Annotated in this window: 16 protein-coding genes; 6 read left to right on the top strand and 10 right to left on the bottom strand. The window is 65.4% G+C overall.

Annotated features, from left to right (window positions below):
- Positions 1–6 precede the first annotated feature (6 nt).
- The 7 genes from IPM49_04680 to IPM49_04650 are packed head-to-tail and all read right to left on the bottom strand — an operon-like array spanning position 7 to position 6,004.
- Positions 7–1,110, bottom strand: coding sequence for an efflux RND transporter periplasmic adaptor subunit (locus IPM49_04680; protein ID MBK9273821.1), 1,104 nt, complete (start codon positions 1,108–1,110; stop codon positions 7–9).
- Positions 1,111–1,160: 50 nt separating this feature from the next.
- On the bottom strand, positions 1,161–2,141 hold the full coding sequence (locus IPM49_04675; protein MBK9273820.1) for an SIMPL domain-containing protein: 981 nt from the start codon (positions 2,139–2,141) through the stop codon (positions 1,161–1,163).
- Positions 2,142–2,184: 43 nt separating this feature from the next.
- Complete coding sequence (locus tag IPM49_04670; GenBank protein MBK9273819.1) at positions 2,185–3,063, bottom strand: AAC(3) family N-acetyltransferase; 879 nt, start codon at positions 3,061–3,063, stop codon at positions 2,185–2,187.
- A gap of 2 nt (positions 3,064–3,065) precedes the next feature.
- Positions 3,066–3,575 (bottom strand): GNAT family N-acetyltransferase, encoded by a 510-nt coding sequence (locus IPM49_04665; GenBank protein MBK9273818.1) that lies wholly within the window; start codon positions 3,573–3,575, stop codon positions 3,066–3,068.
- Positions 3,572–3,838 (bottom strand): acyl carrier protein, encoded by a 267-nt coding sequence (locus IPM49_04660; GenBank protein ID MBK9273817.1) that lies wholly within the window; start codon positions 3,836–3,838, stop codon positions 3,572–3,574. Before IPM49_04660 ends, IPM49_04665 begins: the two co-directional genes overlap by 4 nt.
- Positions 3,839–3,848: 10 nt before the next feature.
- The gene (locus IPM49_04655) at positions 3,849–5,369 is read right to left on the bottom strand and encodes an amino acid adenylation domain-containing protein (protein MBK9273816.1); all 1,521 of its coding nucleotides are present in this window, start codon (positions 5,367–5,369) and stop codon (positions 3,849–3,851) included.
- Between the two features lie 2 nt (positions 5,370–5,371).
- Positions 5,372–6,004 carry a carboxypeptidase-like regulatory domain-containing protein gene (locus tag IPM49_04650; GenBank protein MBK9273815.1) on the bottom strand — a complete coding sequence of 211 codons (633 nt, stop codon included), beginning with the start codon at positions 6,002–6,004 and terminating at the stop codon, positions 5,372–5,374.
- A gap of 79 nt (positions 6,005–6,083) precedes the next feature.
- On the opposite strand from IPM49_04650, the gene IPM49_04645 reads away from it, so the two are divergent.
- Complete coding sequence (locus IPM49_04645) at positions 6,084–6,362, top strand: hypothetical protein (GenBank protein ID MBK9273814.1); 279 nt, start codon at positions 6,084–6,086, stop codon at positions 6,360–6,362.
- On the opposite strand, the gene IPM49_04640 is transcribed toward IPM49_04645, so the two are convergent.
- Complete coding sequence (locus tag IPM49_04640; GenBank protein ID MBK9273813.1) at positions 6,363–7,148, bottom strand: hypothetical protein; 786 nt, start codon at positions 7,146–7,148, stop codon at positions 6,363–6,365.
- Positions 7,145–8,761 carry a M23 family metallopeptidase gene (locus IPM49_04635; protein ID MBK9273812.1) on the bottom strand — a complete coding sequence of 539 codons (1,617 nt, stop codon included), beginning with the start codon at positions 8,759–8,761 and terminating at the stop codon, positions 7,145–7,147. The genes IPM49_04640 and IPM49_04635 overlap by 4 nt, the downstream gene beginning before the upstream one ends.
- Positions 8,762–9,033: 272 nt before the next feature.
- On the opposite strand from IPM49_04635, the gene IPM49_04630 reads away from it, so the two are divergent.
- From IPM49_04630 to IPM49_04610, 5 genes are all read left to right on the top strand, one after another.
- Positions 9,034–9,321, top strand: a complete 288-nt coding sequence (locus IPM49_04630; GenBank protein ID MBK9273811.1) for a hypothetical protein — start codon at positions 9,034–9,036, stop codon at positions 9,319–9,321.
- A gap of 20 nt (positions 9,322–9,341) precedes the next feature.
- Entirely contained in the window at positions 9,342–9,623 is a 282-nt protein-coding gene (locus IPM49_04625) for a cell division protein ZapA (protein MBK9273810.1), read from the top strand.
- A gap of 68 nt (positions 9,624–9,691) precedes the next feature.
- Complete coding sequence (gene rny / locus IPM49_04620) at positions 9,692–11,233, top strand: ribonuclease Y (protein MBK9273809.1); 1,542 nt, start codon at positions 9,692–9,694, stop codon at positions 11,231–11,233.
- A gap of 55 nt (positions 11,234–11,288) precedes the next feature.
- Positions 11,289–11,981: a methyltransferase domain-containing protein gene (locus tag IPM49_04615; protein ID MBK9273808.1), complete on the top strand. Its 693-nt coding sequence runs from the start codon at positions 11,289–11,291 to the stop codon at positions 11,979–11,981.
- 578 nt (positions 11,982–12,559) lie between these two features.
- Positions 12,560–13,540: an NAD-dependent epimerase/dehydratase family protein gene (locus tag IPM49_04610; GenBank protein MBK9273807.1), complete on the top strand. Its 981-nt coding sequence runs from the start codon at positions 12,560–12,562 to the stop codon at positions 13,538–13,540.
- 4 nt (positions 13,541–13,544) lie between these two features.
- Here the strand turns inward: IPM49_04610 and IPM49_04605 are convergent, their stop codons facing one another.
- A complete protein-coding gene (locus tag IPM49_04605; protein MBK9273806.1) occupies positions 13,545–14,672 on the bottom strand; it encodes a hypothetical protein in 1,128 nt (375 codons plus the stop codon).
- Between the last annotated feature and the right edge of the window lie 69 nt (positions 14,673–14,741).

Here is a 14,741-nt window from a genome sequence, read left to right as displayed (position 1 = left end):
GCCGCGCTACGGCTTGTACAGCTCCGTGTCGGCGGTGATGCCCTCCAGGATCTCCACCTTCTCCAGGTCACGGGCGCCGGTGCGCACCTGCACGCGCTCATCCGGGCCCGTGCGGACGTAGTCGCCGGGGAGGAGATAGGCGGCGGGGATGGTGAGCGCGTTCTCCTTGGTGCGCAGCACGATGTTGGCCTCGGCCGTGAGGTTGGGGTAGAGCTGCGGCGGACGCTCCTTGAAACGCGCTTCCACCTTGAAGGTGCGCGAGCGCTGGTCCATCAGGGGGACGATCCGCGTGACCTCGGCCTCGAAGGCCGTGCCGTCGTAACTGTCCAGCGTGATCAGCGCGCGCTGTCCGGGCTTCACCAGGCGGATGTCGTACTCATCCACTTCGAGCTCCAGGTAGAGGTCGGTGGCGCTGCCCACCACGGCGATCGCCTTCTGCGGCGTGGCCAGTTCCCCCGGCTCCACCAGCAGGTCGTACACCACGCCGTCGATCAGGCTGCGTGGCGTGCGGTCGTCGCTGCCGGCGGTGCTGATGGCGGCGTTGTTGCGGGCCACCTCCAGCTCGGTGCGCAGGCGGTCCCGCGTTTCCTGAAGGGCCTTCACGGCGCGGGTCAGCCCCGCCTTGCTGGTGGTGTAGGCCAGTTCGCGCTGATCGAAGTCGTTGCGGCTGCCGATCTGTTGTGCCCAAAGGGCCTTCTGCCGCTCGTAGTTCGTGCTGTCCACCTTGTAGCGATCGCGTGCCTGCTCCACGGCCTCGCGCAGTTGGGAGAGCACGGGACCATCATCCGATGCGTTCTGCTCCAACAGGCGCACCTGGGCGGAACTGATGCGCGTGCTGGCCCAGGCCGTGCGGTCATCGATCCGCACCAGGGGCGTTCCGGCCGATACGGTGTCGCCTTCCTTCACCAACAGGGCCATCACCGTGCCCGTCACCGTGGGATACACCTGGTACTGGCCGGCGGCCTTCACGATGCCACTGGCGTAGACGCTTTCGGTGATGGGGCCGACGGACGGCTTGATGGTCTCCTGCTTGCGGCCGCAACCGAGCACAACGAGCAGCAGCACAGGGAACAGGCGGCCCGAATAGGGCAGGGGCGTAGGTCGGAACACGGGGCAAAGCTACCGCAGCCGCCTGCCCCCTGTCGTCCGTCAGGTGGCCCTCAGGGCAGCGCGATCACCTTGGCGTCACCCTTATCGTTGATCCACACGTGCTTGATGATCTCCTTCACCTCCTTCTTGTTGTCGGCGAAGGCCTCGGGCAGCTGGCACGTGAGGGTGAGGTTGTAGGTGTACTGCACCGGTGGCTCGGTGATCTCGGCGTGCAGCACGATGTCGAAGTGGCCGTAGGGCACCTTGTTGTAGAAGAGGGTCTGCGGACGGCGGATGTCGTTCACCACCTGGCCCTTGCGACGGCTGTTCAGCGAGCTCTGGGTGCGTGTCTGGTAGGTGGTGTAGCGGTCGAGGGGGAAGTAGGCCCCGTTCTTCTCCGCACCGGTGCGGTGGCTCTCCTTGATCTTCAGCCCCAGCTTGTCGAAGTTGTCGAGCTTCTGTTGCAGGAGCTTGGTGGCGAACATGCGCAGCGTGTCATAGCAGGCGCTCTGCTTCTCCACGAAGAAGTCCACCTTCACCAGGTCGTAGATCTCCTCCTTGGCCGCGGCGGTCACCAGCTTGTCGAGCACCCGCGCATCGGTGAAGCGGATGTGGATGTTCTTCTGGATCTCGAAACCGACGGGCACCTCCTGGTAGGTCCTGCTGAAGAGCTTGCGCGTGGTCTCCAGCTCATACACGGGCACGAACGAGAGCATGTCGGTGAACACGTCGCTCTCCTTCACGCCCACCTGCTTCACACGGCGCATCACCCCGTTCACGCGGGCGTTCATCAGGCTGTCGGCCTCCTCGGCGGTCTGGCCCAGTTGCGTCACGTGGAAGATGGCCAGGTAGCTGTCGGCCGTGGCGTTCATCATGGCGTTCACCTCCAGCACCAGCATGTTGCCCTGGATGGTGGCCTTCACCGGCTGCTCGGCCTGCTGGAAGAAGATGCGGCTGTTGCTCTCATACATCAGGTTGCCCATGGCCTGGGGATGGACGGGAAGGGCCAGAAGGCCGAAGAGAGCGAGCTTCAGAGGTCGTGCAGGGATCATGGGCCGTGGTTTTCACCACGGTACACATCAGCCGGCACGTGGTTCAGCGGCGCAGCCCGAACGCACGGAGCACGCGGCCGGCCCGTTCCCTGGCCTTGAAGAGCAGGAAGCGGCTCCAGGGCTGAACGTTCATGAAGAAGCGCTGATCGCGGCGCAACAGTTCGGTGCCCAGCTCGAATTGGGCTTGCGCATCGGACAGGGATACAACGCCGCGGCCGAGCGGTCGTTCCCGCAGGATGCCTTGGTCAAGCAGCGCTGCGCGGAAGCGGGCGAAGCTGGTCCAGTAGCGGGCCGGCTTGCGGAAACGGATGGCCTCGCCCCGTGTTTCGGCACCGTCCCGCACGATGGTCATCGGCACGCGCTCCTCGCGCCGATAACGCACGGGCAGCATGGTCTCGATGTGGTGGTTGAAGGTGCACCAATGGAAGTCCGCGCCCAGGAAGAGGAGTTTGCCGCCTTCGCGCTTCAAGCGGTCGAACAATGAACCCGCCCCGAAGGGATGGACCGGCGGATCCATGAACAGATCCGCCTTGGGGCCTTCCACCGCCGCGCTGTGGGTGGGGTGGGGGATGCGGCGCACCCCCGGCAGTTGCCGGAAGTGCTCGGTGAGGGCGCCCGCCTCACCGGGTGTGCGGTCCACATCGAACCGTCCGGTCTCCAGGGTCCGTGTCGAAAGGGTCAGCATCATCAGGGTGCCCTGCGGACCCACGGCCTCGCGGAGCACGGCGATCAATGCGTCGAACAGCGCCCCGCGTACACGCATGAGATCCGGCGCCGGCCGGCCAAAACGCAGCAGGTCGGTGTGCAGGAACAGAAGATCACCCGGTCGAACGCCCAGTTCGCGCAGGGTGTGCAGCAGGTCGCCGGCCGTGACACGCTGTGCGCCGTTGGCGAAAAGGACCTGGTCCGGTGCGATCGCCATGGTCAGACCGGCAGGCGGCGCATCACCAGATGGTCCGGCACGAATCCCTGGGCGGCCCAGAAACGACGCGCGGGCTCGTTGTTCACCAACACCTCCAGCTCCTGGTGGTGGAGCCCTCGTTCGGTGAACCATGCGGAAAGCGCGGCGTAGAGCCGGCGACCCACGCCACCGCCGCGCTGCCCAGGGTCCACGTACAGGTGGGTGACCGCGCCGGAACGAAGTCCGCCGAGGTGCGCCGGGCCAACGCGGATGCTGCCGGCGGCGAAGCCGACGGCGCGTGGCGCATCCAGCCGCCCTGGCGCGGCCGGGTCCTGGGCCCAGGCCACCTGGATCGTGTGCAGCTTCCCCAGCATGGGCATCAGGGCCCTCAACCAGAGGCCCGCCCCGCCTGGTGCGAGAGGCACCATCAGGCCCAGGCCGTCCATGTGGCCGTACATCGCCGTGAAGAGGGCTTCCACGGCGAGCAGTTCCTCCGGGGCGGCATCCCGGTCCAGGGCACGCACCTCGATCACGCCGTGAGGGCTTTGACGAACGCGGCGGCAAGTCCCTTCACCGTGGTGAACTGCTCGGGCTCCACCGCTTCGAAATCCAGTTCCACATGGAGGTCCTGCTCCAGGCGTCCGATCAATTCCATCAAGGCAAAGGAGTCGAGCACACCGCTCTGGGTCAGGCTCATGCCGTCGCCCACATCGGCCTGGGTGAGGCCCATTTCCGTGAGCCGGGGCGTCAGCGCGGCGCGGATGCGCTCACGCACAGTGACCTCGTTGAAGGACATGGCGCCGAAGTTATCGATCCCCGGATCGTGCGGGTTCCTCGAGCCGGGCACGGAGGGCCCGCAGGTCGGCCTTTCCGCTCGTGGTGTAGGGGATCTCGTCCGTGAAGTGCAGGCGTGCGGGCACCATGTAGTCCGGAAGCCGTCGCGCACAAGCCTCAAGGATCGCGGCGCCATGGGCCTGGACCGCCAGGGGCAGAAAGGCTTCGATGCCCTGTGCGATGCCGTCGCGCACCGGGTGCGCCAGCGCATAGGCGAACGCGCCGCCGCTCACCGCTTTCAGCACCTGGTTCACCTCCTGCAGCTCGATGCGGTGGCCCCGGACCTTCACCTGGTCGTCCAGCCGGCTGATGAAGAACAGGTCGCCGTCGGCATCGCGCTGAACGTGGTCGCCGGTGCGGTAGTAGCGCTCCTGTTCGGGGCCATGCGTGACGAACGCCGCACGGGTGCGTTCGGGATCCTTCCAATATCCGGTGCTCAGCTGAGGACCACCCAGCCAGAGCTCGCCTTCCTCCGCGTCGTTCCCGTCGGCATCCACCACGCGCACCCGCGCCATGGGGAACGGGCGGCCGATGCTGAGGATGCCATGCCGGGCCTTCGGTGCGGCCGCATCCAGCACATGGCCGGTGATGGCGATCGTGGCCTCCGTGGGCCCGTACAGGTTCTCCACGCGACCGTTGGGCGCGGCGAGGGCCCACTTCATGGCCAGGTCGGCGGGGAGGGGCTCACCACAGAAGGCGCTGACGCGCAGGCTTGGGAAGGCGCCGGGTTTCAGCAGCCGCATGCGGTCCATCAGCACGGCGGCGCTGGGGACGCTGAACCACTGGGTGATGCCGTGCTCCCGGATGAAGCGGGCCGGCGCCATCATCCGGTCCTTCGGCAGCACATAGAGGCAGGCTCCAGCGGCCCAGCATACGAAGAGGTCGTGCACGCTGAGGTCGAAGGTGAGCTCGAAGGTCTGCGAGAACCGGTCCTCCGGGCCCGGGGTGAAGCGCTCCAGCAGATGCTCGACATACGCCACCACGTTCGCGTGGCTGATGGGCACCCCCTTGGGCATGCCGGTACTTCCGGAGGTGAAGAGCATGTACGCCTCCCGGCCGCCGAGGGCCGGTGCATCCGCGCCGAGCGCTTCACCCGCCACGATGACCTCGCAGCCGTGGTTCCGGCGCGCGGCAAGCCCGTGGGCCGAAGCCTCGTGAAGCACATCGGCGACGATGAGGTCCAGGTCGGCCAGGCCGGCGATGGTGTCGAGCCGGTCCACGGGCAGCTGGGGGTTCAGCGGCACATAGGCCTTGCCCGCATGAAGGATGCCCAGCACTCCGGCGTATGCGCCGATGCTGCGGTGCGCGTGCAGCCCCACGAAAGGTCCACCACCGCCGTGCCGTCGAACAGCATCGCTGACCGCCAGTGCCCGGGCGGCGAGCTCGTCATACGACCACCCGCGGCCTTCCACATGCAAGGCCGTCCGGTCCGGAGCCGCCCGCCATGCGCGTTCGAAATACGTCCAGAGGTGGTCGGGGGCCGGGGACGACACGGTCACTGCTTCTTCTTGAACGCCCCGCTCTTCCACGCCTGTAGGAACTGCGCCCACGCGATGGGGTTGAAGAGGTTGATGGTGGGCATGCCCCCTTGTTGGTAGAGGCGGGTCTGGTCCATGGCCATCTGGTAGCGGAAGCTCTCGTACGCGTCGGGGGGCAGGTTCTCCATCCGCTGCAGCATCTCGGCCGGGGACAGGTTGCGCATGGCCAGCTGGTAGTCGTCGTCGGCCAGTTCCAGGTTCAGGAACGCGTCGCGGAACTGCTCACGGCTTGGCCAGGGGTACACGTTGGCCTGCCCCAGCAGGATGGTGTCCGCACTGAGCTGGTGGATCATGCTGTACTTGTTCTCCTCAAGGTCCGTGGGCACCACGAACTGCGAACGCTTGAAGCCCACCGCGGAGAAGATGAGCGTGTCGCCCTCCTGCGCCACGAAGGAGAAATAACCGTAGACATCGCTGATGGTGCCCCGATAGCTGTGCTTGATCAGGATGTTGGTGAAGGGCACGGGCAAAAGGCTGTCCCCGCTCACCACGACCCCGCTGAACTGCACGAGGTCGCGGGTGGGGCCGGCCTCCTGGGCACGGGCCTCGAACAGCCCCAGCAGGGCCAGCAGCAGCATGATCCTTCGCATCGCGCCAAAGGTAGGTCCCATCCCCGCCGCAGTTCCAAGGACCTTGCCAAGGGTGCGGCCTTCGCCCTACCTTGAGGCCATGCGAACCCTGCTCCTGATCGTTGCGCTGTGTGCGGCTCCGTTGGTCCAGGCCCGTGTCGGCAAGGGCGAGGATGTGATGCACGTCCGGCTTCCAGCCGGGGTGAGCGGGCTTCTGGTGCTGCAGAACGCCGGAGGATCGGTGGTGCGGGAGGTGGGACGCGTGGGCGCGTCGGCCGTGATGGCCGTGGACCTGGCCGGTCTGGCCACCGGCGTGTATACGCTTCGGGTCATCGGTGATGACCGCGGATGGTCCGGTCGGCTGGTCGTCGACCGCTGATCAGTGCACCGGCAGCGCCGAGGGATCGTCCAGCTGCGCCTCATCCACTCCAGCGGCCCAGGCCGCGCGCAGTTCGCTCCGGGCGGAGGCGCCATAGGTGGCCACCCGGAGCCCCAGCCTGTGCGCGGCCTGCACCACGGCCACGTTCGTTCGGTCCAGCGGGAGCACCACCCACTGAAAGCCGCGACCCTTCGCCTCGCCCAGCGCGGTGAGCGGGTCCGGGGCCACCAGCCCCAGCTCCACATGGGGTGCGCGACGGCGGAGCCGGGTCAGGAACTCCAGGTCCCGGCATTCCACGCGGACCCGGCCCGGCGCAGGGCCACCGGCCTCGAGCGCGCGAAGCGCCTCTGCGAACCGGTCCAGGTAGGGCACCCAGTCGCCAGCGGCGAACAGCTTGATGTCCAACACCCAGTGCAGGGTTCCGGTGGTATCCAGGCGGAGGAGGTCCTCCACACGCGCCAGCCGTGCTTCAGGCCGGTCCGCCACGCTCAACCGACGGAGGTCGGCCCACGCGCGTTCGTTCACCAGACCACGCCCGTTGGTGGCGGTTTCCAACCGGTCCGGGTGGAAGGCGATCAAGGCATCATCGGCGCTGAGCTGGACGTCCAGTTCTATGCCGTCGACGCGGTGCACCATCGCCTGCAGCACGGCCAGGGCCGTATTGGCCGGTGCTTCGCATTCCGTTCCGCAGCCTGCATGGGCCACCCACCGCGGCGGTGGGGTGGTGGGCGCCGTGCAGCCCGCCATGAGCAGGACCGCGAGCGCGCAGGTCGATCGGTGCCTCATCGCAGGAACGTGTGCGTGCGTCGGGTGCGGTTGCCTCGTTCATCGGCCACCTCAACCACCAGCTCGCGTTGTCCGGGGCCGTCCGAGTACCGGTCGAAGCGGTGGGTAAGGGTCTTCGCCTTCGGGTCGTACACGAGCATGATCCAGCGGCCATCCAGCGTGGCCGTCCAGTTCTCCACGCCGCTGAGGTCGTCCTGGACCTTGAACCGGAACGCCTCGCGGCCGCGCATGTCCGAGCGCAGGTCCACGGCCGTCAGGGTGGGCGGCACCGTGTCCACGCGCAGGAAGAACGCGCCGAAGGACTTGCTGCGAGCGGTGACCCACCCACCGCTCCAGCGTCCGCCAAGGCAGGAGGTGCGGCCCTTGCGGTCGCGTTTCATCACCACGGCCTTGGAGCGCAGTTCGACCGGCAGGTCCAAGGCCTCCAGGGTCACCTCGGCCTGCACATGCAGGGGCACCAGCTCGCTCAGGACCTGATGCATGGGCGAGAGGCTCCTGGGCGGTGCCTCCTCGCGGGAGTAGGTGATGGGCTCATCATCGTACAGGGCGTTCACCGGCAGGGTGAAGCGGATACCCGGCTGGACAAGGACGTTCTCGCGGTCCCAATGGAAGACGTTGGTCCCGGACGCGCGACCGGGCCAGGTCCGGGCCTCCTCGGTGGTGGCCCCCCGCAGGGTGAACCGGAGCACCGCCTGGTTCCCATTGGCGTCCAGCACCGTGAGGGTGCAGGCATGCCGCTGCCCCGGTGTGGGGATGAAGGTCCCATCTCCGTCGTAGAGAACGGACCGGTCGTTGGGCTGGCGGTAGCACCGATGGTAGTGCATGTCGTTCTCCCGGAACAGGGCGTGATCCATGTGGGCGTTGACATAGCGCTGCAGGGCGAAGTCCACCTCATCCAGGTGCACCGAGAAGAGCCTTCGGCCGTCCACATCGAGGTCGATCCGCCGCACCCCGCACACATTGGACGAGCCATCATAGTGGTCCACGGCATGCACCGCTAAGCCCACCGGTCCCACCGCGGCCACTTCAGCACCCGAGCGCAGCCGGTAGCCATCGGGTCCTGGTTCAGTGGCAAACCCCTTGGCCTCACCTGGATATGGGCTGTGGCGTGCGCTGCTGTCCAAGGCATAGAGCCGGAGCCCTCGGATGATCGGTCCTCTGCTGTCGGACAATTCCAGGCCGAAGGCCTCAGGGTCCACGGCGTGCTGGTCGGCCGTGCGGCGAACCTCATAGTGCAGGTGAGGACCGGAACTGCCGCCGGTGTTGCCGCTCCAACCGATCATCTCGCCAGCGGCGACCTGAAGATCCACTGACGGCGGGGTGAGGTCGACGCTATAGTCCTTCGCTTTGTATTGGGCTTCAAGGACTTGGGTCGAAAGGGCCGGGACCAGGGCCTGCAGATGACCATACACGGTGGTGAGCCCACCCGGGTGGTCGATGTACACGGCGATGCCATAGCCCCAGGGGCTCATCTTCACCCGGCTCACCCGTCCGGCGGCCACCGCACGCACGGGCAAGCCTTCCATCCCGTTCGTCTTCAGGTCGACCCCGGAGTGGAAATGGTCGGACCGCAGCTCCATGAAGTTGCCGGCCACGGTGAGCGGGATGTCCAACGGGGGCCTTGGCGGGGCGGGCCACGACGGTTCCTGGCTACTGCAAATAAGTGTGTTTAAAATATTGACGAACAATAACTTAAGCCTCATTGATCAAAGTTGTTAATAGAGGGTGTTCGGTCGATCGAGCGTCAAACCTACCCGGTGGCCAGGAATGGCCTTGGCGGTGGGTGGTCCCGTACATCAACAGGTGGGGGTTCAAAGATCCCGGAAGGGTGAAGGGAGCGGGCGGTTATCTTTGACCACGGACCACGGATGGTCCTTCCTGGCAGATGAGCGAACTGGTGGAGCGGCTTCGATCGGTGCACGACCGGCTGGCCCAGCTCCTGCACCAGCACAGCGAACTGCGTGCCCAACTGGACCGTGTCGGGAGTTCCGAGCGGGAGTCGGGTCAGCGCATCGCCGTGCTGGAGGCCCGGATCGAAGAGCTGGAGAAGGAGAACGAGGTCCTCCGGGCCTCCAAAACCCGTCATGGGGTGGAGGAGGGTCAGGGAACGAAGCAACGGATCGATGAACTGGTGAACGAGATCGACCGCTGTCTGGCCTTGTTGAACGATTGAACCGGGCAGAGCGGAAGACCATGGAAGACCTATCGATCAGGATCGAGATCGCCGGACGGGCCTACCCGCTCAACATCCATCCGGATGAGGAGCAGCACGTCCGACAGGCCGCACAGGAGATCAACGAGAGCATGGACCGGCTGCGCGCGCATTACCCGCTTACCGACAAACAGGACCTGCTGGCGATGGCAGCTCTTGAGGTGAGCGTGCGCGCGCTCAACGGTTCAGTGGTCAAGGAACATGCCCAGGCCTTGGGCGAACTCGACCGTCTCGACGAGCTGCTGCGCACAGCCGCCGGCTGATCCACGCTTCGTTCTCCAACTGCGGAGGACGTGGTCCATGTGAACCAACACCGAACATGGACATGGACATGGACATACTGTCATTGATCATCGGCCTGCTGGCCGGCCTGGTGGCCGGAGGCGCGGTCGTGGCCGTCTTTCTGAACGGCCTACTTCGGAAGCGTCGTGACGCCCTGCTGCGCGAAGCGGAGGCCGAAGGCGAGGCCATCAAGAAGGAGAAGCTGGTGCAGGCCAAGGAGAAATTCCTGCAATTGAAGGAGGAGCACGAGCGAGAGCTCCGCGAACGCGACAAGAAAGCCCAGCAGGGACAGGAGCGGATCAAGCAGCGGGAGCAGCAACTGAGCCGTCAGCAGCAGGACCTCTCGCAAAAGGAGAAGCAGCTCGACCAGCTGAAGCAGGAACTGAGCCAGAAGATGGACGGGCTGACCCGTCGCAAGGAGGAGGTGGACAAAATGCACCAGAAACAGGTCGCCCTGTTGGAAAAGGTGGCCAGCATGAACGCGGAAGAGGCCCGCAACCAGTTGATGGACAGCTTGAAGGATGAGGCCCGCACCGCTGCCATGGCGCACATCAAGGAGGCGCAGGAGGAGGCCAGGATCAACGCCAACAAGGAAGCCAAGCGGATCGTCATCCAGACCATCCAGCGGGTGGCCACCGAACACGCCATCGAGAACAGCGTCAGCGTGTTCAACATCGAGAACGACGATGTGAAAGGGCGGATCATCGGACGGGAAGGCCGCAACATCCGCACCTTGGAGGAGGCCACCGGTGTGGAGGTGATCGTGGACGACACCCCCGGCGCCATCATCCTGAGCTGCTTCGACCCCGTTCGGCGCGAGACCGCCCGGCTGGCCCTGCACCAACTGGTGAAGGACGGGCGCATCCACCCGGCGCGGATCGAGGAGATCGTGGCCAAGACCAAGAAGCACCTGGAGGAGGAGATCATCGAGACCGGGAAGCGCACCTGCATCGACCTGGGCATCCACGGACTGCACAACGAACTGATCCGCATGGTCGGCCGCATGCGTTTCCGCAGCAGCTACGGACAGAACCTCCTGCAGCACAGCCGTGAGGTGGCCAACCTGAGCGCGATCATGGCCGCGGAGCTGGGCCTCAATCCCAAGACCGCCAAGCGCGCCGGCCTGCTGCACGATATCGGCAAGGTTCCCGACGAGGAACCGGAACTGCCACACGCCCTGCTGGGCATGAAACTGGCCGAGAAGTACGGCGAGAAGCCGGACGTGTGCAATGCCATCGGCGCCCACCACGACGAGATCGAGATGACCACGCTGCTCTCGCCCATCGTTCAGGCCTGCGATGCCATCAGCGGCGCCCGTCCCGGCGCCCGACGCGAGGCGGTCGAAGCCTACATCCAACGCCTGAAGGACCTGGAGAGCCTGGCCATGAGCTACCAGGGGGTCACCAAGGCCTTCGCCATCCAGGCCGGCCGGGAGCTCCGGGTGATGGTGGAGAGCGAGCGCATCACGGATGCCCAGTCCGACGAGCTGAGCCTGCTCATCGCCGACCGGATCCAGAATGAGCTCACCTATCCCGGTCAGGTGAAGATCACGGTCATCCGCGAGAAGCGAAGTGTGGCCGTGGCCAAGTGAGACGATCCTGCTATGACCAAGAGGCGGCCCTCGGGCCGCCTCTTTTCTTTGTCCCATGTCCGCACCGCCCGATCGCCTGGACCATTACTTCCAATGGGAGGTCCGCACCTGGTCGCGGGCCTACCCGCTTTGGCGCCGCGCGTTGGAGCGCCATACGGATCCTGGCGGACACGCGCTCGCACTGGGGGAGCGGGACGGCGGGCTCAGCCTGATGCTCGCGGACCACGGGTTGACCACCGTATGCAGCGATCTGCGCGGGCCCACGGAAAAGGCCCGCGCCCTGCATCGTGCCCTGGATCGTGAGGCGCTCATCAGCTATGAGACCATTGATGCGCTGGCCATTCCCAGACCCGACGCGGTTCTTGATGTGGTGGCGTTCAAGAGCATGCTGGGCGCCCTGAGCACCCCGGAGCGGCAAGCAAAGGCCCTGCTGGAGATGCATCGCGTGTTGAAGCCCGGTGGCACACTGCTCTGGGCCGAGAACTTAGCAGGGACCCGCATGCACCAGTGGCTGCGGCATCGGTTCGTGGCATGGGAGCACTACTGGCGCTACCTGCGCCTGCCGCAGGACCGATCCCTGTTCGCTCCCTTCGATCGGATGGAGGTCCGTACCACCGGTCTGCTGGCGAACCTGGGGCGCACGGAGCGCCAGCGGGATGTGCTTGGGCGGCTGGACGCGGTGCTGTGCCCGTTGACCCCGGCGGGTTGGCATACAGTGGGCTTTGGTGTGGCGGTGAAGAAGGAATGAGGTCGGGGCGCTGAGCGCCCACATCAGGAGGGCCAACCATGCATCCGGCACACGGACCGATCGGACCACCACGCGCAAACTTCGAGGAGCTGTCCGGTCGCGTGCTCATGGATGGATGTGGAACGGTTGAACCGATGCAAGTGGGATAAGGTCGGTGATGCCGTGGCGATGGGGGGATGGTCGGGGTGGTGTTGATGAACCTCTTGATAGACAACGAAATAGAAGTATGTATGGCCATACATATGTACTGTCTCGGCTAGAGTTCCGGTAGATGAAGGCTCACTTCCCAGGTCTTCCCTGTTGTGGATGTAAGTGATTGGTAGTCAAGTGAAAATCAGCTCTTTCTACCCTTGATTGCCGCAAGGGATCGATCCTGGAGCGGTCAACCACTCGCCACCGGACGCATCCTACCGGGGCAGTTCCCTGACCGTCAGGAGTTCAAACGTATGTATGGCCATACATATGTCGTTGTGGCCCACCATCCCCTGCATGCTCCTTACACCGATCATGTCCGCACCTGTTCATAATCCCCCGAGCTGCCCGCTGCCGGGCCTGCGCTCACCGGTAGCTTTGTCCACATGAGCGTGCAGCACCGGCCCATTCTGGTCACAGGTGGTGCCGGCTTCATCGGCAGCCATGTCTGCCGCGCACTGCTTGAACGTGGTCGTACCGTGCGATGCCTCGACAGCTTCGTCACCGGTCAACGGGCCAACATCTCCGCGCTGGTACCGAACCCTGGATTCCACCTTCTGGAGGCCGACATCCGCGACCTCGACGCCTGCCGGCATGCGGTCGCCGGTGTCGAAAGCGTGGTACACCTGGCCGCCTTGGGCTCCGTACCGCGCAGCATCGACGATCCGATCGCCAGCGAAGCCGCCAACCTCACGGGATTCCTCCACGTTCTGGAGGCGTGCCGCACACACCGAGTGCGTCGGATCGTCTATGCCAGCAGTTCGAGCGTCTACGGCGACAGTTCCGCCTCGCCGAAGGTGGAAGGGCAGGAGGGTGTGCCCCTGTCCCCGTATGCGGTCACAAAGGCCATGGACGAGGCTTATGCCGGGCTCTACCATCGCCTGTTCGGCCTGGAGACCGTGGGCCTGCGGTTCTTCAACGTGTTCGGTGAGCATCAGGACCCGAACGGTCCCTATGCCGCGGCCATTCCTCGGTTCATCGATCGCTTCCTTCGCCACCGACCGCCCGTATTGAACGGGGACGGCCGACAGACACGCGACTTCACTTACGTGGGCAACGCGGTGCAGGCCGTCGAATGTGCGCTTGCCACCCCGCGAGCCGAGGCTTTCGGTGGCGTCTTCAACATCGCCTACGGACGCAGCACCGACCTCCTGACGCTGGTGAACATGTTGCGCGAGGCCCTGCAGGAGCACGATCCGCTGGTGGCCCAGGTGCCCGTGGAGCACGGTCCCGAACGCCCCGGTGATGTGCGCCGCTCACTGGCCGATGTCGGGCGGGCCCGGAACGTGCTGGGCTATGAACCAGGCTATGCGATCGAGGATGGCCTGAAGCGGGCGATACCGTGGTATCTGGAGCACCTGGGGTGAGGCCTCAGTGCCCGTCCCCACCTCCAAGACGTACGCTCCACGACAGGTTGATCGTGTAGTCCGCGAAGGCCGCATCACCGTGGCGCGGGGTCCCCAGTTGGGCTTCCATCTCCTTGTCCGTGACGCTTTGCGTCCTGTTGCGGTAAATGGCCCAGGGGATGCTGAGGTTGATGTCATGCCGACCACGCATCCAATCGATCCCGGGCTCCGCGCTCAGGACGTATCCCGGACGCCGGAACCCACCGCTCCCCCCGATGATATCCTCCACGGGGATGCCTTCCAGTCGGCCGCCGGCGAAGAGGTTCAGGCCAAGCTTGTGGCTGATGTTCCAGTTCAGGCCGGCCCGTGCCATGTACTGGTCGGGGATGCTCATGATGTCCTCGTTGGCCAGCACCGGGCTGATCGTCTCCCGGTAGGTCCGGGTGCCGTTCGTTTCCATCGGGTTGAACAGGTAGAACGCGTTCAGGTACCCGTAGACCGGACCGAAGAGCTTGCGGTAGCCCTGCAGTTCGAGCGTGAACCCCAGGCCGCCGTCGCCGAGCTGGATGCTCTGATCGACCGGCCGGTATTCCCCAAGCGTATCGGGACCCACGTTGTACCAGAAGTCCCGGTAGGCGAAGTTGCCGGTGGGCAGTTTCACCCCCACGCCGACCTGCAGGTTCCCGTTCGACACGCTGTCCGGGTTCCAGAGCCACCGCGTGTAGCTCACGCGGATATCGCCGATGCCCATGCTGCGCATGCTCTTGCGTGTGCGCAACGAGGGGTTCCCCGTGGTCCTGTGCTCGTATTCGGAACTGCGCACGTTGTAGCCGTACGGCAGGGAGAACACCAGCCCGTTGCGCCGGTCCAGGTTGTACACGAGCCCGAGGTTCAGCTGGGTGCTGTAGTTCCACACCTCGTTGCCGATCTCGAGACGCTGGCTCTCCTCATGGTCACCTTTGAAATGGCGGAACGACTCGAAGTAGCGGTAGTTCAGGCTCACCTGCCAGCCCTTGCCGATCAGTTCCCCGTTGGTGAATGCGTTCGGGTTGCAGCTCGTGAAGCTGCGGATGGCCACGCAGCCCTGTGCATGGGCCACGCCATGGCCGATCAGCAGAGCGCAGACAGCGGGAATGATCGCGTTCCTGTACATGTCAGGTTCCTTGGGTGGACCAAGTTCCAGGGAACGGAACTGACATTGGTCAGGCTTCATGCGGGCCGG

The organism is Flavobacteriales bacterium (assembly GCA_016715895.1).
Lineage (GTDB): Bacteria > Bacteroidota > Bacteroidia > Flavobacteriales_F > PHOS-HE28 > PHOS-HE28.
This window is presented reverse-complemented; position numbering and strand designations above follow the sequence as displayed.